19 protein-coding genes and 1 tRNA gene are annotated in these 20,077 nt (G+C 72.1%); 10 read left to right on the top strand and 10 right to left on the bottom strand.

The features are described 5' to 3' along the window. Positions 1–79: 79 nt before the first annotated feature. Entirely contained in the window at positions 80–1,081 is a 1,002-nt protein-coding gene (locus ABD987_RS07990) for a Gfo/Idh/MocA family protein (RefSeq protein WP_345388683.1), read from the top strand. Here the strand turns inward: ABD987_RS07990 and ybiA are convergent. Both ybiA and ABD987_RS07980 read right to left on the bottom strand, forming a co-directional pair. Next, entirely contained in the window at positions 1,064–1,636 is a 573-nt protein-coding gene (ybiA, locus tag ABD987_RS07985; RefSeq protein ID WP_345388682.1) for a riboflavin biosynthesis intermediates N-glycosidase, read from the bottom strand. The genes ABD987_RS07990 and ybiA overlap by 18 nt on opposite strands. Before the next feature lie 125 nt (positions 1,637–1,761). Further along, positions 1,762–2,976: a family 8 glycosyl hydrolase gene (locus tag ABD987_RS07980; protein WP_345388680.1), complete on the bottom strand. Its 1,215-nt coding sequence runs from the start codon at positions 2,974–2,976 to the stop codon at positions 1,762–1,764. 156 nt (positions 2,977–3,132) lie between these two features. Between ABD987_RS07980 and ABD987_RS07975 the strand changes: the two genes are divergently transcribed. Further along, the gene (locus ABD987_RS07975; RefSeq protein ID WP_345388678.1) at positions 3,133–3,534 is read left to right on the top strand and encodes a TIGR03618 family F420-dependent PPOX class oxidoreductase; all 402 of its coding nucleotides are present in this window, start codon (positions 3,133–3,135) and stop codon (positions 3,532–3,534) included. 4 nt (positions 3,535–3,538) lie between these two features. Here ABD987_RS07975 and ABD987_RS07970 read toward each other — a convergent pair whose 3' ends face one another. The 3 genes from ABD987_RS07970 to ABD987_RS07960 all read right to left on the bottom strand — a co-directional run bounded on the left by ABD987_RS07970 (position 3,539) and on the right by ABD987_RS07960 (position 7,657). Then, positions 3,539–4,735 (bottom strand): GTPase, encoded by a 1,197-nt coding sequence (locus tag ABD987_RS07970; protein WP_345388676.1) that lies wholly within the window; start codon positions 4,733–4,735, stop codon positions 3,539–3,541. After that, positions 4,732–6,510, bottom strand: coding sequence for a P-loop NTPase family protein (locus ABD987_RS07965; RefSeq protein WP_345388674.1), 1,779 nt, complete (start codon positions 6,508–6,510; stop codon positions 4,732–4,734). Before ABD987_RS07965 ends, ABD987_RS07970 begins: the two co-directional genes overlap by 4 nt. A 109-nt stretch (positions 6,511–6,619) precedes the next feature. Continuing rightward, complete coding sequence (locus tag ABD987_RS07960; RefSeq protein WP_345388672.1) at positions 6,620–7,657, bottom strand: IniB N-terminal domain-containing protein; 1,038 nt, start codon at positions 7,655–7,657, stop codon at positions 6,620–6,622. Between the two features lie 297 nt (positions 7,658–7,954). On the opposite strand from ABD987_RS07960, the gene ABD987_RS07955 reads away from it, so the two are divergent. Further along, positions 7,955–9,073 carry a molecular chaperone DnaK gene (locus ABD987_RS07955; RefSeq protein WP_345388670.1) on the top strand — a complete coding sequence of 373 codons (1,119 nt, stop codon included), beginning with the start codon at positions 7,955–7,957 and terminating at the stop codon, positions 9,071–9,073. Continuing rightward, the gene (locus tag ABD987_RS07950) at positions 9,070–11,478 is read left to right on the top strand and encodes a helix-turn-helix transcriptional regulator (protein WP_345388668.1); all 2,409 of its coding nucleotides are present in this window, start codon (positions 9,070–9,072) and stop codon (positions 11,476–11,478) included. The genes ABD987_RS07955 and ABD987_RS07950 overlap by 4 nt, the downstream gene beginning before the upstream one ends. A gap of 9 nt (positions 11,479–11,487) precedes the next feature. Here ABD987_RS07950 and ABD987_RS07945 read toward each other — a convergent pair whose 3' ends face one another. After that, positions 11,488–12,093 carry a pentapeptide repeat-containing protein gene (locus ABD987_RS07945; protein ID WP_345388667.1) on the bottom strand — a complete coding sequence of 202 codons (606 nt, stop codon included), beginning with the start codon at positions 12,091–12,093 and terminating at the stop codon, positions 11,488–11,490. 99 nt (positions 12,094–12,192) lie between these two features. On the opposite strand from ABD987_RS07945, the gene ABD987_RS07940 reads away from it, so the two are divergent. Beyond that, the gene (locus tag ABD987_RS07940) at positions 12,193–13,137 is read left to right on the top strand and encodes an ornithine cyclodeaminase family protein (RefSeq protein ID WP_345388665.1); all 945 of its coding nucleotides are present in this window, start codon (positions 12,193–12,195) and stop codon (positions 13,135–13,137) included. Here the strand turns inward: ABD987_RS07940 and ABD987_RS07935 are convergent. After that, complete coding sequence (locus ABD987_RS07935; protein WP_345388663.1) at positions 13,117–13,347, bottom strand: VOC family protein; 231 nt, start codon at positions 13,345–13,347, stop codon at positions 13,117–13,119. The genes ABD987_RS07940 and ABD987_RS07935 overlap by 21 nt on opposite strands. A gap of 131 nt (positions 13,348–13,478) precedes the next feature. On the opposite strand from ABD987_RS07935, the gene ABD987_RS07930 reads away from it, so the two are divergent. Then, on the top strand, positions 13,479–13,985 hold the full coding sequence (locus ABD987_RS07930; protein WP_345388661.1) for an AAA family ATPase: 507 nt from the start codon (positions 13,479–13,481) through the stop codon (positions 13,983–13,985). Positions 13,986–14,197: 212 nt separating this feature from the next. After that, on the top strand, positions 14,198–15,043 hold the full coding sequence (locus tag ABD987_RS07925; protein WP_345388659.1) for a hypothetical protein: 846 nt from the start codon (positions 14,198–14,200) through the stop codon (positions 15,041–15,043). 96 nt (positions 15,044–15,139) lie between these two features. Here the strand turns inward: ABD987_RS07925 and ABD987_RS07920 are convergent, their stop codons facing one another. Beyond that, positions 15,140–15,598 (bottom strand): SRPBCC family protein, encoded by a 459-nt coding sequence (locus ABD987_RS07920; protein ID WP_345388657.1) that lies wholly within the window; start codon positions 15,596–15,598, stop codon positions 15,140–15,142. Between the two features lie 97 nt (positions 15,599–15,695). Between ABD987_RS07920 and ABD987_RS07915 the strand changes: the two genes are divergently transcribed. Together ABD987_RS07915 and ABD987_RS07910 are read left to right on the top strand one after the other, a co-directional pair. Beyond that, complete coding sequence (locus ABD987_RS07915) at positions 15,696–16,340, top strand: hypothetical protein (RefSeq protein WP_345388655.1); 645 nt, start codon at positions 15,696–15,698, stop codon at positions 16,338–16,340. Next, positions 16,340–16,561 (top strand): helix-turn-helix domain-containing protein, encoded by a 222-nt coding sequence (locus ABD987_RS07910; protein ID WP_345388653.1) that lies wholly within the window; start codon positions 16,340–16,342, stop codon positions 16,559–16,561. Before ABD987_RS07915 ends, ABD987_RS07910 begins: the two co-directional genes overlap by 1 nt. Here ABD987_RS07910 and ABD987_RS07905 read toward each other — a convergent pair. Together ABD987_RS07905 and ABD987_RS07900 are read right to left on the bottom strand one after the other, a co-directional pair. Continuing rightward, positions 16,558–17,997, bottom strand: coding sequence for an ATP-binding protein (locus tag ABD987_RS07905; protein ID WP_345388651.1), 1,440 nt, complete (start codon positions 17,995–17,997; stop codon positions 16,558–16,560). The genes ABD987_RS07910 and ABD987_RS07905 overlap by 4 nt on opposite strands. Beyond that, positions 17,994–19,646 (bottom strand): NAD(P)/FAD-dependent oxidoreductase, encoded by a 1,653-nt coding sequence (locus ABD987_RS07900; protein ID WP_345388649.1) that lies wholly within the window; start codon positions 19,644–19,646, stop codon positions 17,994–17,996. The genes ABD987_RS07905 and ABD987_RS07900 overlap by 4 nt, the downstream gene beginning before the upstream one ends. Before the next feature lie 145 nt (positions 19,647–19,791). On the opposite strand from ABD987_RS07900, the gene ABD987_RS07895 reads away from it, so the two are divergent. Further along, positions 19,792–19,864: transfer RNA gene (locus ABD987_RS07895), tRNA-Ala, on the top strand. Positions 19,865–20,077: the final 213 nt, after the last annotated feature.

The following is a 20,077-nucleotide window of genomic DNA, read 5'->3' as shown; positions in this document are numbered from 1 at the left end:
GCGGCACGCTACAACTCGCTGTTGAAAGCGTCAACGTTCTGTTGAAAACCGCTGACCGGGACGCTGCTAGCCTCGCCCCATGAGCGAAACCGGGAGCGAACCGCTCCGCGTCGGGGCGCTCGGCGCCGCCCGGATCACCCCGACGGCGCTGATCAGGCCGACGCGGGAAAACCCCGAGGTCGTGGTGACTGCGGTCGCCGCGCGGGACCCGCGGCGCGGCCGGGAGTACGCCCGGCGGCACGGCGTCGCGAAGGTCCATGACAGCTACGAGGCATTGCTCGCCGATCCGGACGTGGACGCGGTCTACAACCCGCTCCCGAACGGTCTCCACGGGCGCTGGACCCTCGCCGCGCTCGCGGCGGGCAAGCACGTCCTGTGCGAGAAGCCGTTCACCGCGAACGCCGAGGAGGCCCGCGAGGTGGCCGGGGCCGCGGTGGCGTCCGGCCTGGTCGTGATGGAGGCGTTCCACTACCGGTATCACCCGCTCGCCCTGCGGATGGAGGAGATCCTCGACTCGGGCGAGCTGGGCACGCTCCGGCACGTCGAAACGGCGGTGTGTTTCCCGCTGCCCTCGTTCTCCGACATCCGCTACGACTACGGGCTGGCGGGCGGCGCGATGATGGACGCGGGCTGCTACGCCGTGCACATGGCCCGGCTCTTCGGTGGGCGGGAGCCGGAAGTCGTTTCGGCGCGGGCGAAACTGCGCGGGCCGCGGATCGACCGGGCGATGACGGCCCGGCTGCGCTTCCCCGGCGGGCACACCGGGGTGGTGCGCGCGTCGCTGTGGTCCTCGTCGCTGGCGCGGATTTCGGTGCGGGTGGTGGGCTCGCGGGGAATCCTGAGCGCGCTCAACCCGATGGCGCCGCAGTACTGGCACCGGCTCACGGTGCGCGTCGCGGGCGGCAAGCGGGTCGAACGGTTCGCGCGCCGCCCGACCTACGCCTACCAGCTCGACGCCTTCGCCGCTTCGGTCCGGCGCGGCGCCCCCGTGCTGACGCCACCGGAGGACGCGGTCGCGACGATGTCGGTGATCGACGCCGCCTACCTCGCCGCCGGGCTCCCGCTACGCGTCCCGTCCTGAGCGCGCCAGGTGCTCGCGCGCCTGCCCCAGCGCGAAGCCCAGCAGGTTCAGGCCCCGCCAGGATCGAGGGTTCGCCGACCGCGGATCGTCGGCGGCCAGGCCGATCCCCCACACCCGGTCCACCGGGCTGGCCTCGACCAGGATCCGCGAGCCGGTCCTCCGCAGGAAGTCGCCGAGTTCCTCGTGCTGTGCGAACTTGGCGACGTTCCCGGCGACCACGACGTCGAACCGCGCCGCCTCCCACGCGGCGTGGTCAAAACCCCGTACCGAACGGCCGAAATCCTTGGCCTGCTTCGGATGTACCGCGGTCAGCACCTTGGCCGCCATCGCGTGGTCCTCGAACAACATCGCCTTGCGCCACATCATGTAGTGCTCGGCGGTCGCGAACCGCGCACCGTCCACTGTGAACGGAGCGGGCCACCACTGGCTCAGCCACCAGGGGCCTGGACCGCCGCCACGCGGCGGCGTGTGCCCCCAGAAGTACAGGAACTTGCACCGCCGCCCGGCCGCGATCGCGCCGACCAGTTCGCCGACGGTGCGTATCGGCTCGGACATGCCGGCCAGCATGCCGGACGCGCCGTTCTTCCGCACCGGATTTCGGCGCCGCGTGAAGGTCCGTGGGGGCCTCCCTGAGGGACTCTAGGTCCCTCAGGGAGGCCCCCACGGACCGGCGACGAGCATCAGGCCGCGACGTAGTTGCCGCTGAGGACGAGCAGGACCTGCACGGTGATCCCGGTGCCGTAGTAGTCCTTGCTGTCCGGCGAGAACGACGAGATCCGGGTGAACAGCTTGTCCAGCCAGGCCTGGCCGCCCGGGTCGGACATCGCCGCGACCGCGAACGACGCGGTGAAGCACGGGTGATCGCCGCTCTCGGTCTTCGCGCCGGCCAGCGTGTACCCGGTGGTGATCTTGGCCGGGTCACCCCCGGTGGCCTGCTGGATCCAGGTGTTCATCTTCCGCACCTGACCGGCCGCCGCGCTGCCCTGCGCGGTGATCGCGTCCACTCCGAGCCGCCACGGGTCACGGCAGGCGTTCCAGCTGTAGGCACCGTCGTACTTGCTCTCCAGGAACTTCCCGGTGGGCGGCTTCGGCGTCGAGTCGGTGCCGAGCACGAAGTCCGGCAGCAGCCCGGTCTTCGGCGCGTGGTTCTGCTGCAGCGAGGTGACCGCGCCCTCGTGCTTGGCGCGGATGGTGTTCCAGTCGTCGTCGCCGGTGGCCTTGGCGAACGCGCGGAAGTGGCCCGGCATCCAGTCCGAGGAGCGAGAACTGTTGATGTACTTGCCGTCGGTGGCCCAGTCCCCCAGCCGCATGAACTTCGTGTCGGGGTTGACCTCGCTCTTCTTGATCGCGTTGATGATCCGGACGGCCTCGGCCTTGTAGTTCACCGAACCGCCGCTGCCCCACTTCTTGTCCGCGACGAGCAGGCCGTAGGCGATTTCCAGATCGCCGTCGGTGGCCGAGTCGCTTCCGTTGACGCTCTTGCAGTTGGCGTCCTGCTCGGCGGCGTGCAGATTCTTGTCGTTGACCGAAGGATGCGCTTTCACGAACTTCACGATGCCGTCGACGATGGCGCGGGCCTGCGGGTCCTTTTCGGCCATCATGGCCGCGATGCTCAGCCCGTAGCCCTGTCCCTCGGCGACGAAGGCGTGGTCGGCGTCGGGCGCGAGCACCGCGTAGGTGCCGCTGCCACACTTGGTGGTGAGGAAGTGCTGCTTCCAGAAGGAGTAGTACTTCTGCAGCGCCTGGTCCTGCGCCGCCTGCGATGCGGACGGGCGCAGAGTCCCTGGCAGATAAGGAGATCCCCCGGATGCCGCGGCGGCGGCCTGGCCTGGGATCCCCAGCATGCCGACGGCGAGCGCGGCCACCGCCGCCAGTGCCCGGACAGGTTTTCTCATCGTTCCTCCGTAGGACTTCGTTGGCTGCGGCGGCGACGAATCCGAGATTGACAGAAGATTCAAGAAAAGGTCAAGACTGTTAGGAAACTTTCTTTACGATTAACCTTGCCGACACCCTCGCCGATCCGCTCCACCGAACGGGCTAGCGTGGCGGCCATGACGATCGACCTCACCGGGCGGGGCCCGGACTTCGCCCTGTTCTGGACCGAACGGCGGCTGGCCTCGCTGAGCACGGTCCGCCCGGACGGGAGCCCGCACGTCGCGCCGGTCGGGGTGACCGTCGACCTCGCGGCCGGCATCGCGCGGGTGATCACCTCTGGTTCGTCGCGCAAGGCCGCGCTGGTGCGCGCGGCGGGCGCGGGCGGCGCCGCCGTCGCGGTGTGCCAGTTCGAGGGCCGCCACTGGTCCACTTTGGAGGGACGGGCGGTGCTGCGGGACGACCCGGAATCGGTGCGGGACGCGGAGAACCGTTACGCGGCAAGGTATCGGCAGCCACGGGTGAACCCGGCCCGCGTCGTCGTCGAGATCGCGGTGACCCGCGTGCTCGGCAACGTCTGAGCGGTCAGCCGAACGCCGCAGCGAGCACGCCCTCGGCACTGCGCACGACGACATGGGCCGCCGCGCGCCCGGCCCGCGGCCGGTCCGGGCGCTCCGCCTCGTGCCGCCAGCGCCGGATCGCGTCGAGCCCCGCGGCGTGCACGTCGGCCGGGTCGACCTCCGGCGGCAGCCCGAGCCGTTCGCCCGCCGAGGTGCCCTGCGCGCCCAGCAGCCGCATGGCCTCCTCGGCGGCCTCCCCGGTCAGCGCCGTCCGCCCGCCACGGAGGTCGGCGATCAGCCGCAGCTCACGGAAGTCGTGGCAGGCGGCGGCGAACCGCTCGACACGGGCGGCGAGCCGGTCGCCCTGCGGGCGGGGATCGCCACGCAGCAGGGATTCCAGGTACAGCACGGCGGTGCGGGCCTTGAGCACCCCGGCCCTGGCGACGAAACAGCTCGCGATCGTGTCGCGCAGCTCGCCGAGGCCGCTGCGCCGGACGAGTTCCGCGGACAGCCGCAGCCGGCTGTCACAGCCGGTCCGGACGAGCGTCGCGGCGAGCCGGACGCCGTAGAGCCCGAACCGGGCCAGCAGTGAACGCCGGGTTTCGGCGGGCAGCGCGACCGGAAAGGGGTCCGCGATGAACGCGTCGACCGAGATCAGATGCCGGTCCAGCTCGGCTCGCGGCACCGCGCCCAGTACCGCGAGCAGGTCGAACTCGTCGTCGCGCAGGGCGCGCCCGGCGTAGGCCAGCTGCCCGGCGACCGCGATGACGCCGGGGAACCCGGCACACAGCGGGTCCTCGCGCCAGACCCGCCGGGCGAGCTGCTTCGCGTTCAGCAGCGCGTCGATCCGGCCCGCGCCGACCTCGTCGGCCCGCGCCAGCACGAGAATCGTGTGCACCGCGCTCTGCCGGGCGAAGGCCGAGCCGCCATCCGGCCGCACCGAGGCCAGCTCGTCCGGTTCGAGGTGCCGGATCAGCCGCACGACCGCGTCGGCGGGCACCGGCGGATCGTCGAGCAGGGCGACCTCGCGCAGCGCCCGGGTCGGCCATTCGCCGAGCGCCGCGGCCAGTGTCGACTTCCCGGCGCCCGGCGGCCCGGTGAAGCCGACGCGCAGCGGCTCGTCCCAGCCGTCCAGGAACGCGCGCAGCCGCCCGGCCGCACGCGGATCGTCGCGGTAGAGCGCGGCGGCGTCGGCGAGCAGTGCCCGGACGTCCTCGGTCACGCGGACAGCTCCCTAGGCACCCGCCCGGCCCGCAGCCCCAGCTCCCCGGCGCGTTTGTGCAGCGCGGCGAGCCGGTCGATCTCCCGCCGCAGCGACGCGGACCGGCGTTCCCGCTCGGCCGAACCGGCGATGATCGTCTCGCGTTCGGCGGTCAGCTCTTCGGAGAGTTCCTCGGCTAGTTCGGTGAAGTGATCGCGCAACCGCCGCTGCACCAGCCGGATCGCGTCACGGGATTCCTTGGAGAACCGCAGGAAGACGTCGTCGACGTGGCGCTGCGCGGCGGCCTTCGCGACCGCCTGGCGGCGTTGCAGCCGCATCCCGCCCTCGTCGTGGATGGTCTTGGCGGCGAACGCGGCACCGGCGCCGATCGACACCGGGTTGATCAGCGGCATCCCGGCGAGGCTGGTGACCAGGCCGAACATCAGCACGCCGCCGTAGGAACCCCGCAGCCCGGTGAACGCCTTCTGGCCGATCTTGAACCGTTCGATCCGCGGCGCGCCGACGTCGCCGATCGTCGCGGCGCCGGAACCGTCCAGGCGCAGATCGGGCAGGTCGCGTTCGTACCGGGTGCCGAACACCGCGGCGACGGCCTGGGCGATCCACTCCGCCCGCGCGGCCAGCCAGCCGTAGTTGGTCTCGACCGCTTCGGCGAGGGTTTCGTCCAGCCAGGCGGCGAAATCCGGCCAGACCTTGCCGGGATCGCCCTCGTCGAAGGTCCGGTCGATGTGCTGCACGATGGTGCGGGTGCGTTCCCGCAGGTCGTACTCCGCGTCGGCGCTCAGGTCGGCGATCTCGTCGGCGAGCAGGTTCTGCCACTTCAGGTTCTGCCTGCGTAGTTCGTCGCCGCGGCGCTGCGCGCGGTTCAGCAGCGTGGTCTGGTCGGTCCCGGCGTCCTGCCCGGCGGCCTCGGCCCGTGCGCGCAGGGTGTCGACCAGTTCCGCCGCCGCGGCCCGCACCCCGACCGCGGCCAGCAGCGCGGCTGACTGCTCGGGGCCGCGCGCGGCCTGCTCCGCGATCCACGCCAGCAATGCCGGGAAACCGGACTGCGCGTTGAGTGCCGTGTCCCCCGTCTTCGCGGCGGCCTGCCGGACGACCGCCGAAACGGGCAGGACCGCCGCGTCGATCCCGGCCTCGGCGAGCGCGGTGCGGTCGCGCTCGGCGACCGCGCGCCAGCCGGGGCAGACGTCGATCTTGGTCAGCGCCAGTACGACGTGCGGGCACCAGGTCCGGACGTGCCGGGCCAGCGCGAGCTCCGCGGCGGTGAGCGGCGCGGTGGCGTCGGACACGAGCACGACCGCGTGCGCGTCGGCGAGGACGTCGAGCGCGGCCGCGGTGCGCGGGGACCGCGGATCGCCGACCGGCGGGGTGTCGATCAGCACGAGCCCCGCGGACAGCAGCTCGCGCGGGACACCGACCTCGACGCGGCGCAGCGTCCCGGCCGGGCGCGCGCCGAGTTCGCCGGTCAGCCGCTCCACCGCGACCGGGATCCGCTCGTGCGCCCGGCCGACCAGCGCGGCACCGGGTTCGGCGGCGTAGCCGACCTCGGTCGGCACCGGCGGGGTAACCGCGTCACCGACCGCGCAGACCGGCGCGTTCAGCACCGCGTTGAGCAGATACCCCTTGCCCTGCTTGGGAAAACCGAGCACGGCCAGCCGCGTGCCACCGGGGTCGGCGCCGCGGCGCCGGTGCAGCCGGTCGGCGAGATCCGCGCGGCCGTGGGCACGGCAGGCGGCCAGGGTCTCGTCGAGGACTTCGAGCCAGGCGGGGACGGTCACGACGAAGGAGTGTCCACCCTTCCGGAACCGGGCGCACAACGGGGACCGGCCCCGCGGCCGGAAGCGGGCCGCGGGGCCGGGGAGTCCACGATCGGTGATCGTGGCCGGATCAGAACGAGATGTGCACGTCGTTGCCGGAGGCGATGTCGCCGGTGTGGACGTGCCCGAGGTCGTTGTGGCCGAGGTCGTTGCCCGAGGCGGAGACCACGTCGTGGACACCGGAGACACCGGCGCCGTCGCCGACCGAGGAGGTGACGTCACCGGCGCCGTTGTGCGCGATGCCCGTGTCGTTGTGCGTGACGCCGTTGTGCGCGGCGTTGGCGATCTGCGTCCCGAAGTTCGAGCCCGCGTGACCCAGCTCACCACCGAAGTGCTTGGCCGTCTCGGTGGCGTGCTGCAGCCCACCGGTCAGGTCGCCGACGTGCCCGCCGCCGAGCGCGCCGGTCAGCTCGCCCGCGCCGGGGACGTGCCCGGCCGGGTTCGGCAGCTCGCCCGGAACGGGCAGGCCCGCGCCGTGCCCTGCGTCGCCCAGCTCGCCGCGGGCGTGCTCGGCGTGACCCGCGACCTCGTCGAGGGCGGGGGTGGCCGGGACGGCCGGAACAGCCGGGGCCGCGTCGAGACCGTGCGCGAGGTCACCCGCGTGGCCGAAGGCGGCGGCCGGGTCGTGCGCGAGCGCGGTGACACCGGCGGCGGCGTTGGTCACGTCGGCCTCGCCCGGCAGATGCGGCATGGCCGGGGCGTGCAGGCCGAGGTCCGGGGTGCCGGGAACGGCGGGAACGGTGGGGACGGACGGGACACCCGCCGGGACCCCGGGCAGCTCGGTGCCCGGCAGCTCCGGCGCGGCGGGCAGGCCGAGGCCGGCGGTGAGCGCCTGCAGCTGGGCGATGGCGCCCTGGAGGCCCTCCTGCGGGACGTCGGCGCGCTCGGTGAGGTCACCGAACTGCGGGACGCCGCCGAGGCCGCCCGGGTTGTCGACCGGAACGTAGTCGAGCACCAGCGGGATGACCTCGTGCACGTCGGCGGCGCTGACGTCGTCGAGCCCGGCGGCGGCGAGCGCCTGCTGCGGGTCGGTGCCGAACGCCTGCAGCGCGGCCGGGTTCGAGAGCAGGTTGAGGGTGAAGTCGTGCAGCGTCTGCGCAGAGCGCATGGGGAGTTCTCCTGGGGAGGTCCGAGGGACGGGGCGACGCGGACCGGTACTGGTCCAGCGCGTGCCGAACAAGCTAGGGAGCACCCGCCCCGGGACACATCGGGGATCACTCCGAGTCGTCGAGAGGTCCTCCATTAGGGGATCGGTACGACATCGTTAGGGAGTTAGGGGCTGATCCGAGATGCGTCCCGTTGGGTTAAATCCCTCTCCCAGCTTGCTTGAGTGCCCCGAACGGGTGAGGATTTCCGAGCCCTAGGGGTGTCCCCACCGGTCTGCGCGACGAAGGAGGAGGTGCCGATGTCCTACGTCCTCGGCATCGACGTCGCTCCCACCAGGACCCACGCCGCCACCCGCTCCCGTACCGGGGAGGGCTGGGGCCCGCCCGAGCCGCTGTGGCTCGGCGAGCAGGCGCCGTCGGCGGCGTCTGCGCTGTTCCTGGACGACGAGGGCTACCTGCTGACCGGTGACGCGGCCGCGCACGCCGGTGCCACGATCCCCTCCCGGCTGCTCACCGGATTCCACCAGCGGATCGGCGACGACGTGCCGATCATCGTTGAAGGCGAACGATTTTCACCTCAGTCGCTGAGCGGCGTGCTCGTCGAGGGCATCGTCGAACACGCGGCCGGGCTGTTCGACGGACCGCCCGAGCAGGTGATCCTGACCCACCCGGCGGGCTGGGGCGGTTACCGGCGCGAACTGCTGCGCCGGGAACTGGCCACGGCCGGGATCGCCGCGGTGACCCTGGTGCCGGGGCCGATCGCCGCGCTGCACGCCCATCTGCCCGCCCCGGGACCGGCCGACACCGCGGCCGCGGTGTGCGAGTACGGCCCGGACGGGGTGACCGTGACGCTCGCGACCGCCTCGGGCGCGAGCGGCTGGCGACCGGTGACCACGGCCGAGGGCGTCGCCCCCGCCGCCGCGGTGAGCACCGTCTTCGCGCTCGCCCACACCGCGTCGATCCCGCCGAAGGCGTTGGCGGGCATCGTGTTCTGCGGGCCGATCGCGCCGGGTTCGCTGCCGGGGCGCCTGCCGTGCCCGGTGTTCGCGGGCCCACACCCGGAACTGACCACCGCGCTCGGCGCGAGCGTGCTGACCACCAGCGCGCCCGCCCGGCGCGCCGTGGCCGAGACCACGCTGCTCCCCCAGCCCGAGGCCCCGCCCGAGGTCAGCGAACGACCGGCCCGGCCGCCGGTCGAGATCACGCCGTTCACGCTGCCCGAACGCCGGGGTCCGGGCAGGCTGTTCGGCAGACGACGTCCACTGGCCGCCGCGGCCGCGGTCCTCGCGCTCACCGCGTCGATCCTGACGATCACGCTGACCACGCACGAGGCCACCGCGGGCCCCCACCCCGCTCCCCCCACCTCCCCGACCTGCGCCCGGCCCGGCGCAGCCACATCCGCCGAGGGTCACTGTTGAACGCACTGCTGGCGACATCCGGCACCGCACTCGTCCACCCCGCCGCCCGTCGGCTGCTGGCCGACGTCTCCGCCGACCCCGGCCGCCCGGTGCGGCTCACCGTCGTCGCCCCCGGCGGGTACGGCAAGACGGCCCTCCTCGACGCGCTCGGCGCGGGCTATCGCGCCGCCGGCGTCGAAGCGGTCCTCGTCGACAACGCCGACCGGCTCGGCGAAGACGAACTCGACCGGCTCACCGCGCTCGCGGACCGGACGGACGCGCCGATGGTGCTGGCCCACCGGCCCCGGCCCCCGGCGGCGCTGCGCCTGCTCGGCGAGGCGTTCGGCAGGCGGACCCCCGGCCTGCGGCTGTCCCCGCTGGGTATGGAGGAAGTGGCTCAGCTGCGGGAAAAGCTCACCGGCGAGACGACGGACATCGCCGCGGTGGCCGAACTGCACACGCGCAGCGGCGGCGTGCCCCGGCTCGTCGTGCGGGCGCTCACCGGCGGCCTCGCCGAGTTCCGGGGCGAGCTGGCCGAGCTGGACGACGACGTGCTGCGGTACCTGCTCGCGGCCGAGGCGGGCGCCGGCCGCAACCTCGACCTGCTGAGCGTGCTGCTCGGCCGCACGCCGGACCGGCTGCCCGAGGTCGTCGACGGGGCGCGGGCGACCGGGCTGCTCGGCACCGACGACGTGCTGCTGCCACTGGCCGCGGACGCGATCCGCGCGTTCAGCCCACCGGCCCGGCGGCTCGCCACGCTGCAACGGCTCGTGGACCTCCAGCTCGGCAAGGGACTGCCGGTGCTCGACCTCGCCCGGTCCCTGCTCGACGCCGGTGGCGCCGGGGCGAGCGCGGCCGCGGCGTTCGCGGGAGCCGCGCGGGAGGCGCTGCCCGCCGACGCGGCCCTGGCGGCGCGGTTCTCCTCGGCGGCGGCCGCGTCCGGCGCCCGTGGTACCGAGCTGACCGCGGGCTGGGCCCGCGCCGCGGCGCTCTCCGGAGACCTGGACACGGCCCTGCGCCTCGGCGACAGCATGCTCGGCGGCGAAGACCCCGGCACCCGCGCGACCGGCGCGGAAATCGCCGCGACGGTCCTGGCGCACCGCGGCGAACTCGCCCGCAGCGCGGAGCTCTACCACTGGGCGGGCCGCGGCGACGCGGACGCCTTCGCGGCGATCGCGCTCGTCGGCACCGGGGACCTCGACGGCGCGAACCGCCTGCTCGGTTCCCCCGCCGCCGAGGTCGTGCCGACCCTGTTCGCGGGGGCGGCCACGCGCATGGCACACGGCGTCGCCGAGTCGGTGTCCCCGGGCGGTGCCGAAACGCTCTCCACCCTGGTGGGCGCGGCGGCGATGCTCGAACCGGCAGGCGGCGGCCTCGCCCTGCCCGACAGCCCGGCCGCGCTCGCCGCGCTCGCCGGGCTGCACTCCGGGGAGCTGGCGCTGGCCGAGTCGGTGCTGACCCGCGCGCTGACGCATCGGATCGGCGGGGACCTGCTGGCCACCCGGCACCGGCTGCTGCTCGGCTGGGTCGCGATGACCGCCGGGGATCTGGCCACCGCCGCCGAACACCGCGACGCCGTGAGCCGCCTCGGACATCCCCTCGAAGCGCGGGACGAGCTGTTCTTCGCGACGCTGGACCTCGGGCTCGCCCGGCGCGCCAGCGACCTGGTCGGCTTGCAGCACGCGTGGGACCGCGCCTACCAGGCGTCGATGCGCCAGCAGGCGGACCTGTTCACCCTGTTGCCGCTGGGCGAACTCGCCATCGCCGCCGCCCGCGCCGGCGCGCACGCCAAGCTCGCCCGGCAGCTCGACCGCGCGCACGCGCTCCTCGCCCGGCTCGGCGACCCTCCTTTGTGGACGGTTTCGCTGGCCTGGCACGAACTGCACGCCGCCATCACCATGGAGGACCCCGCCGCCGCGGAAGCCCAGCTGGCGACGCTGACCCGGCACGCGGACCACGGCCGGTACCCGGCGACGATGGCGCGGGCGGCACGTGGCTGGCTCGCCGTGCTCAGCGGGACCGTCGACCCCGGCGAGGTCGCCGCGGCCGCCGCCGAACTGCACGAACTCGGCCTGTGCTGGGACGCCGCCCGCCTGGCGGGCCAGGCCGCGATCCGCACCGCCGACCGCAAGGCCATGGTCCACCTGCTCGAAGCGGCCCGGCAGTTCCAGGGCAGCACCGCGCGCCGCGAGCCCGGCGCGTCCGAACCGGCCGGGGCGACCGGCCTGAGCGCGCTGAGCGAACGCGAGCTGCAGGTGGCGCGGCTGGTCGTCGACGGGCTGACCTACAAGCAGGCCGGGAGCAAGCTGTTCATCTCCGGGAAGACCGTCGAGCACCACATGGCCCGCATCCGCGGCAAGCTCGGCGCCGGGGACCGCCGCGAGCTGCTCGCCATCCTGCGCGAACTGCTCGCCCAGCACCCCTGACACACGGGCCTACGCCCGCACCTTGAGCCCCATCGACGTCATCAGCACCGTCGCCTGCTCCGGCGAGATGATCGCCTCGGCCAGCTCGACGTTGAACGGGTCGAACGCCGACAGATCACTGCCCCGCAGATCGGCGCGGCCGAACTTCGCGCTGTGCAGCTGGGCGGCCGAGAGGTCGACGTCGGCGAACACCGCGTCCACGCAGTTCGCCGCGGTGAGATCGGCCTCCCGGAGCCGGACCTGGTGGAACCGCACGCCCCGCAGATCGGCGCCGGGCAGCCCGGCGAACGACCAGTCCCCGCCGGTGACCCGCATCGGCCGCAGCGAGCATTCGGTGAACACACTGCCGACGAGCTTGCACCCGACGAACTCCGTGTCGAACAGGTTGCAGCGCTTGAAGGCGCAGCCGGTGAACGCCGAATCGGTGTGCCGCGAGGAGTTGAACCGCACGTTGCCGAACACGCAGTCGGTGAACACGACGCCACGCGTGCTCGCCTCGGTGAGGTCGACCTCGTGGAACTCGCACCGCACGAACCGCCGTCCGGTGAGCTCCTCGGCGTACCAGTCCTCGCGCTGGAAGACACGTTCGGTGGTCTCGGGCTGGGGTTCAGACATGGCTTCTCCGCACCGGACCACGCTAACCTCTGCCACCGACAATTCCCTCCATCCGTCGCACGGGCACCTGGCACCCGGGCGACCACCACCGGGAGTGCGATGACCACCCGGCTCAGCGCCGACGAAGTCCGCGCCGCGGTACCGATGCCCGCCGCCGTGGCCGCCGTCCGCGAGGCGTTCCTCGACCTCGCCGACGGCCACTTCGTCCAGCCACAGCGGCTGGCCTTCGGCGGCACGGCGCCGGATCAGGGCACGGTGCTGGTGATGAGCGCTCATCACCAGCCGACCGGCGCGGCCACGGTGAAGACGACGAGTGTCGTCCCCGGCCGCGACCCGCTCATCCAGAGCACGCTCGTGTGGACCACCACCGAACGGCAGCTCGTCGCCGAGGCCGCCACCATCACGACGCTGCGCACCGGCGCGGCCAGCGGAGTCGCGACCGATCTGCTCGCGCCGCGCGACGCCACCCGGCTCGCACTGATCGGTGCCGGGGCGCAGGCCGCCGACCAGGTCCGCGCCGTGGCCGCCGTCCGGGACCTGGCGACGCTGACCGTGTTCACCCGGAGCCCCGCCAGGGCACACGCCCTGCTGGCCGCGCTGGCCACCGAGTTCCCCGGGCTCCGCACCCGGGTGGCGAACACCGCCGACGACGCCGTCGCCGAGGCGGAGATCGTCTGCTGCGCCACCTCCAGCGCGACCCCCGTGCTCGACACGGCCGCGCTCCCGGACCGGGTGCACGTCAACGCGATCGGCTCGTTCCGGCCGTCCATGCGGGAACTGCCCGCCGAGCTGCTCGCGACCGCCTCGGCCGTGGTCGTCGACCAGCTCGACGCGTGTCTCGAGGAATCCGGCGAGATCCGGCACGCCGTCGGCACCGGCCTCGTCGACCGCGCCGCGATCCTCGAACTGGGCCACGCGCTGCGGAATCCGTCCACAGTGGACGGACGCACCGTGTTCAAGTCCGTCGGCGTCGCCGCTCAGGACTGGGCCATCGCCCGCCTGCTCGACCGGGACTTCGCCTTCTCACCGCCCGCTCACGATTAGCCACCCCCTCCTCGGATCCACTGTCACCAGGCAGAACTCGTTTTCCTCCGGGTCCGCCAGCACGACGTGGTCGGGCCTGCCCCGGAAGTCGTACCGACGCAGCACGGTCAGGCGCTCGGTCGCCGCCACCACGCGCGGCCACCACGTTTCCCATGGCGTGTCCCGGCCGCCGCCGACCTGGACGTCGAGGTGCAGCCGGTTCTTCACCACCGAAATGGGCGGACCACCTCTCCCAGCTTTCGCACCCGGCGCGGCCGAGCACCTCGGCGCCTCGGTGCTCCGGCACCGAAGTCACCCGGCCCGCGTGTGCCGCCCGGGACCGATCTTCGTACTCTCCGGTGATGGGCAGGAGGAACTATCTGATCGAAGGCGTTTCCGGCACCGGAAAATCGTCGGTCTGGAAGGAACTGCGGCGCCGCGGCTACCAGGCCGTCAACGGCGATCGCGAACTGGCTTATCAGGGCGATCCGGAAACCGGTGAACCGACAGACGGGTTCACGCACGAGAACCACATCTGGCGCATCGACAAGGTGAAGGCCTTGGTCGCCGACCAGGGCGAGGCGGTGACGTTCTTCTGTGGCGGCTCCAGGAATTTCGCCAGGTTCATCGGGTTGTTCGACGGTGTTTTCGTCCTCGAGGTCGACCTCGCGACACTGCACCGGCGACTCGCCACGCGCCCGGAAGACGAGTGGGGCGGAAAGCCGGCGGAGCGGGAACTCATCACGCGACTGCACCGAACACGGGAGGACCTCCCGAAGGACGGCATCGTGATCGACGCCACCGCACCGATCGCGCAAGTCGTCGACGAGATCGTCCGCCACAGCGAAGCGGACAGCCCCCTTTCCTAGACACACCGCGGCTGTCGGCACCCGCCCGAGGCGGATGTCACACCCGACCGGCCAGGCACGTTCACCCGGCAGTGGGACACCCGGCAACTCCCCCTTTCCCTCGACGTTTTCCCAGGTCAGCACGGCCTGCTCACGGCGCCCGAGGCAGGGCTCCGGCGACGCCTCACGCACCCGGCACTCCCGGAGGCGCCGTCTTCGGCGACACTGGTCCGATGAGCGAAGGGCGTTGGTTCGACAGCTGGGTGCCCTGGCCTGAACTCTCCGGCCTGGCCGCAGCGGGCCGCGCCCTGCTCCCGCAGGTCCCGGCGACTCCCGCCGCGCTCGCCCGCACCGTCACCGAACAGCTCGTCGGGCGCAGGCTCACCGCGAAGGTCGGCGACCACGAGGTCGGCCTGACACTGACCGAACTGGACTACCCCGCCGACTCGCTCAAGCTCGCGACCGGACGCCTCGGCGACGTGCGCATCGTCGCCGAGGACCTCGACTGGCCCGAGCCCGCGGACGACGCGGACAGCACGGACGGTGACGCGGAGGACAAGCGCATCCCGCTGCGCCGGGTCACGGTGCTGGCCCGCGACGTGAAACTACGCTCCCTCCCCACTCCCGCGGCGATCCCCGCCGGGGTGGAACTGCGGATCGCCGTCGCCGCCGAGGTCGTCCGGGACCGGGTGGCCGGGCATCGGCCGGGCATCGTGGCGACCCCGGCCGAAGACGGCCTGTTGCACGTGCGCTGGGCCCGGCGGCCCGGCTGGGGTCACCTGACCCTGGAATCCACTGTGGACGATTCGGCGGTGGTGCTGACCCCGCGCTCGCTCCACATCGGACGCAGGAAGTTCCGCCCACCCCCACGCTTCCAGCCCATCCGGCTCCCCCTGCCCGAACTGCCGCCGGGTATCCGCCTGACGGCCGTCGAGCCACGGCACGACGAACTCGTGCTGCACGCCGTCGCGGACGAGTGGCCGGAACGCCTCTCCCGGATCCCGCTGACCGACCTGCTGAGCTGGCTGACCACCGCGGCTCTGACCCTGACCTTGCCAAAACTGGGCGCACGCCCCTGACACCTCCCCCGTACCACGCGGGCCGAGTGACCCACACCACAACCGTACTCGAACGCTCGTTCGATGCCATCACACGATCGGGTGCTCGGCGTGACCTCAGGGAGCCGTCTCGGCCGCCGCCTTGACGTGCGCGTTGCGCTCCTCGATCAGCCGGCGCATGTAGCGGCCCAGCACCACCACGTCGGCAAGGGCCCCCAGTGGCCCGAGCGGCGCGGCGAAATCGACGACGTCGTGCATCACGGTCCCACCGCGACCGTCCGACGCGAAGTGATGCGCGTGGTGCCAGTGCCGGAACGGGCCGGACACCTGCTCGTCGACGAAGTACCCCGGCTCCTCGAACGCGCTGATCCGGGAGGTCATCCGCCAGGTCAGGCCGAAGTGCCTGGCCTCCCAGGTGACCGTGTCACCGAGCCCGAGCCCACCCGAGGTGACCCCGCCGACCGCCCGCTCGGCGGAACCGGCCATCGAGGCGGTATGCACCTCCACCTCGAGCGAGAGGCCGAAAACCCGCTGCGGCGACGCCGCGATACCCGTGGTCAACTCGAAACGCGACACGTCCCAACGCTACGCCACCCGAGCCGGTCGACCATATCGTTTTTCGATGCTATCGTTTCTCGATAACATCGAAAAACGATATGGAGGCGACGGCGTCATGAGCAAGACGACCAAGGAGCGCAACCCGTTCCAGCCCCTGCGCGGGATCGCCGAGGTACTGTCCGTGCTCTTCTGGCTCGCGCTGATCGTCGCCGTCTGGGTGAACCTGCACGCGGTGGGCTGGCTGCCGGGCGTGACCCCGGGCCCCCTCTGCGTCGACGCCGACGGCTACGTGCCCGCACACATCACCGGCGACCTCGGGGTCCCGGTGAAGGCGGGCGTCGAGGCGCACGCCCGGATCGGGAGCCTGTGCGTCGAGCAGCCGAGCGGCGGGCAGCGCTTCGCGGACATCGGCGCCAAGCTGCCGCCGGCGGTGTTCCTCGTCGGCACGATGATCCTGTTGCTGCACTTCCTCAAGACCGCGGCCAGGCAGGGGCCCTACTCCGACGCGATCCCGGGGAAGCTGCGCCTGTTCGGGTGGTACGTCCTGCTCGGCGGGCCGGTGAGCGCGCTGCTCGCGGCTCTGGCGCAGTACTCCCTGCGCCAGAGCATGGTCGGCGAGCTGCCCACCAGCTCCTGGCTCAGCGGCTGGATGGAGTTCATGCCGTGGTGGGCCGTCGTCACCGGTGCCGCGGCGCTGTCCTTCGCCCGCGTCCTGCGCATCGGCAGCCGGATGCGCGAAGACCTCGAAGGCACCGTGTAATGCCGCCCGAAGAACCGCACGGCATCGAAGTCCATCTCGACCGGATCCTGGCCGAGCGCGGGATGACGCTGACCGAGCTGGCCGACCGGGTCGGTGTCACGGTCGTCAACCTGTCCGTGCTGAAGAACGGGCGCGCCAAGGCGATCCGGTTCTCCACGCTGAGCAGGCTGTGCCAGGTGCTCGGCTGCCAGCCCGGCGACCTGCTCGGCCACCGGCCCTAGATGGCGGCCTGCTCGGCGATCGGGAGGCAGATCTCGAACCGCGTGTCCCCCGGCCCGGACTCCACGCGCACGTCGCCCTGGTGCCGTTCGACGACGATGCGCCACGAGATGTCGAGACCGAGGCCGGTGCCCTCGCCGACCGCCTTCGTGGTGAAGAACGGCTCGAAGATCCGCGGCCGGATGTCGTCCGGGATCCCGGGCCCGGTGTCGCCGATCTCCACCCGGAGCTGGTCGTCGACCCGCCACGTCCGCAGCGTCAACGTGCCTTCGCCGTTCATCGCGCCGAGCGCGTTGTCGATGACGTTCGTCCAGACCTGGTTCAGCTCGCCCGCGTAGGCCGGGATCCGCGGCAGGTCACGGTCGTACTCCTTCACGACGCGAACGTTCGCGCCGATCTTGCCCGCCAGCATGACCAGCGTGGAGTCGAGGCCCTCGTGCACGTCGACCCACTGGTGCGGCGCGCGGTCCATCTGCGAGTACTGCTTCGCCGCGCCGACCAGCGCGGTGATCCGCGTGGTCGAGTCCTCGATCTCGCTCATCAGCATCTCGGTTTCGAGCGCGTAGGCCAGCCAGCGGACGGCGCCGTCGAGGAAGGTTTCGCCCACGGATTCGAGGACGTGGTCGAGGTCTTCGGCGGTCAGCCCGGCCGCGACGAAGATGCTCGCCAGGTCCCAGCCCTGGTCGATGCCGTGCTCGTCGAGCCAGTCGCCGATCTCGTCCTCACGGTCGGCCTGCTGTATCGCGCTCAGCTTCGGCGCCGAGGCGACCTGTTTGACCAGCCGTTCCTGGACGTCGAGCAGCAGCTCCAGCAACTCGGGCTCGATGTCCTTCTTCGCCAGCAGCGCGAGCTTGTGGCGCATCCCGGCGACGCGCTCGCGCAGCGACGAGGTGGCGCGCACCGCGGCGGCGGCCGGGTTGTTCAGCTCGTGGGTGAGCCCGGCCGACAGCTCGCCGAGCGCGAGCAGGCGGCGGCGCGAGCCGATGACCGTGTCGCTGTTGCGCCACCCCAGGTACATGCCCTCCAGCAGGTGAGTCGCCATGGGGAACCACTGGCGGAACTCGATCGCGAACTCCTCGGCGGGCAGGGTGAGGAAGGTGAGGTCGCTGATCGCGTGCACCGACGCGCCGTAGCTGTGTTCGGTGCCCTGGTGCACGAAGAACTGCGTGGCGCCGCAGTAGGCGCCGCGCTGGTCGGAGCGGTTGACCTCGACCTCGGTCCCGCTGACCAGCCTGGTCAGCCGCAGCGCCCCGGAGAGCAGCAGGTAGAAACAGGTCGCCGGGTCACCCTCGCGGATGATCGTGGTGCCCGCCGGGTAGTGCTCCAGCACCGCGTGCCCGGACACCCAGTCCAGCTGCTGCTCGGTCAGGTGCTCGAACAGGAAGAGGCCGCGGAGTTCGTCGCGCGGCAGGGCGGGTTCGACTGGGGATTCGCTCACTGCTCCTCCAGGTAGCGATGGACGAGGGTGACCGCCATGGCGCCCTCCCCGACCGCGGACGCGACGCGCTTCACCGACTGCGCGCGCACGTCCCCGGCGACGAACACCCCGGGGATCGACGATTCGAGGTAGTGCGGGTCCCGGTCCAGCGGCCAGCCGGGCGGTCTGCGTCCCTCGGCGAGCAGGTCGGGGCCGGTGCGGACGAAGCCGTGGGCGTCGCGCAGCAGCCCGTCCCCGAGCCAGTCGGTGCGGGGCGCGGCGCCGATGAAGATGAACAGGTGCCCGGTCTCGACGGTCTCGGTGACGCCGTTCTCACAGAGCGTGAGAGCTTCGAGATGTTCGGCGCCATGCGCCTTCAGCACCGTCGTCCCGGTCCGCACCCGGATGTTGCCGATCGCGGCGATCTGCTCGATGAGATAGTGCGACATCGACGCCTCGAGCGACTCACCACGAATGAGAATGGTGACGGCGCTGGCGTGCTTCGAGAAGAAAACCGCCGCCTGACCAGCGGAGTTGGCGCCACCGACGATGTAGACGTGCTCGCCGTGACACTCCGGAGCCTCGGTGGCCGCCGACCCGTAGAACACGCCGCGACCGGTCAGCTCGGCGACACCGTCCGCCTCCAGCGCGCGGTAGGCGACGCCGCTCGCCAGCACCACCGAATGCGCGGCGATCTCACTCCCATCACCGAACGTGATCACCCGCGCGGAACCGCGCGCCTCCAGCCCCACGACGTCACGCGCGGTCAGCACCTCCGCGCCGAACTTCTGCGCCTGACGGCGGGCACGATCGGTGAGCTGGGCGCCGGAAACGCCGTCGGGGAAGCCCAGGTAGTTCTCGATGCGGGAGCTCTGCCCGGCCTGACCACCGGTGGCCTTGCGCTCGACGAGCACCGTGCGCAGGCCTTCGGACGCGCCGTACACCGCCGCGCCGAGCCCGGCGGGGCCGCCGCCGATCACCACCAGGTCGTAGAACTCCTGGGCCGGACGGGTGGACAGGCCGACGGCGTCGGCGATCTGGGCGCCGTCCGGCTGCCGCAGAACCGTGCCGTCCGCGGTGATGAGCACCGGGATGTCGGCGGCGGTGGCACCCGCGGCCTCCAGCAGCCGGCACGCCTCGGCGTCGTCCACCGAGTACCAGCGGTACGGCACCGAGTTGCGGGCGAGGAAGTCACGCACCTGGTACGATGGGGACGACCAGCGGTGCCCGACGACCTTGATGTCCCCGACCGCCCGATCTCCCAGCTCCCGCCAGGTCTCGACCAGCGAGTCGACCACCGGGTACAGCTTCTCCTCCGGCGGGTCCCACGGCTTGAGCAGATAGTGGTCGACGTCGACCACGTTGATCGCCTGGATCGCGGCGTCGGTGTCGGCGTACGCGGTCAGCAGCGCGCGCCGGGCGTGCGGGAACAGGTCCATGGCCTGCTCCAGGAAGGAGATGCCGTCCATCTGCGGCATCCGGTAGTCGGCGAGAATCGCGGCGACGGCGTCCCCGCGCAGCTTGATCTCCCGGAGCGCGTCGAGCGCGTCGGCCCCGGAGTCGGCACGGATGACGCGGTAGTCCTTGCCGTAACGACGGCGCAGGTCACGGGCGACGGACCGGGAGACGGCGGGATCGTCGTCGACGGTCAGCAGGATCGGCTGGCTCACGACAGGCAGCCTACGGGGAACCCCGGGACGACGACGTCTTCGGGGAAAGTGGCTGGTCACCGACAGTGAGGCACCCCCCTGTGAACGACGCCTGGACGGGGGTGTACCTTATGTACACACGAGATGCGGAGAACACCTTCGCTTCGGGGCTATGGCGCAGCTGGTAGCGCACCTCACTGGCAGTGAGGGGGTCAGGGGTTCGAGTCCCCTTAGCTCCACTGGAAGTTCGATTTTCATGCTCTGACCTGCGGATCTGTTCGTAGAGTAACCCTCTCGCTCGAAATGTGAGCGAGAGGGTTTTTGCTGGTCAGGACCTGTTTTTGTGTTCTATTCCCGTAAGGTGTCGGACTTCCTGTGGCTGGTGTTGTTTAGGTCAGGATGCCGCTGACCGTGGCTCATGGTTGGTGATGCGGCCGTCGGCCAGGTAGAGC

This window comes from Amycolatopsis samaneae (assembly GCF_039541975.1).
Classification (GTDB): Bacteria; Actinomycetota; Actinomycetes; order Mycobacteriales; family Pseudonocardiaceae; genus Amycolatopsis; species Amycolatopsis samaneae.
The sequence above is the reverse complement of the archived record's forward strand: the minus strand, read 5'-3'. Positions and strand labels throughout refer to the sequence as shown.

Excerpts from the sequence above, each read along its gene's own strand:
- ABD987_RS07990 (WP_345388683.1), top strand. The coding sequence starts at position 80 with ATGAGCGAAACCGGGAGCGAACCGCTCCGCGTCGGGGCGCTCGGCGCC.
- ybiA (WP_345388682.1), bottom strand. The coding sequence starts at position 1,636 with ATGTCCGAGCCGATACGCACCGTCGGCGAACTGGTCGGCGCGATCGCG.
- ABD987_RS07980 (WP_345388680.1), bottom strand. The coding sequence starts at position 2,976 with ATGAGAAAACCTGTCCGGGCACTGGCGGCGGTGGCCGCGCTCGCCGTC.
- ABD987_RS07975 (WP_345388678.1), top strand. The coding sequence starts at position 3,133 with ATGACGATCGACCTCACCGGGCGGGGCCCGGACTTCGCCCTGTTCTGG.
- ABD987_RS07960 (WP_345388672.1), bottom strand. The coding sequence starts at position 7,657 with ATGCGCTCTGCGCAGACGCTGCACGACTTCACCCTCAACCTGCTCTCG.
- ABD987_RS07955 (WP_345388670.1), top strand. The coding sequence starts at position 7,955 with ATGTCCTACGTCCTCGGCATCGACGTCGCTCCCACCAGGACCCACGCC.
- ABD987_RS07945 (WP_345388667.1), bottom strand. The coding sequence starts at position 12,093 with ATGTCTGAACCCCAGCCCGAGACCACCGAACGTGTCTTCCAGCGCGAG.
- ABD987_RS07940 (WP_345388665.1), top strand. The coding sequence starts at position 12,193 with ATGACCACCCGGCTCAGCGCCGACGAAGTCCGCGCCGCGGTACCGATG.
- ABD987_RS07930 (WP_345388661.1), top strand. The coding sequence starts at position 13,479 with ATGGGCAGGAGGAACTATCTGATCGAAGGCGTTTCCGGCACCGGAAAA.
- ABD987_RS07925 (WP_345388659.1), top strand. The coding sequence starts at position 14,198 with ATGAGCGAAGGGCGTTGGTTCGACAGCTGGGTGCCCTGGCCTGAACTC.
- ABD987_RS07915 (WP_345388655.1), top strand. The coding sequence starts at position 15,696 with ATGAGCAAGACGACCAAGGAGCGCAACCCGTTCCAGCCCCTGCGCGGG.
- ABD987_RS07910 (WP_345388653.1), top strand. The coding sequence starts at position 16,340 with ATGCCGCCCGAAGAACCGCACGGCATCGAAGTCCATCTCGACCGGATC.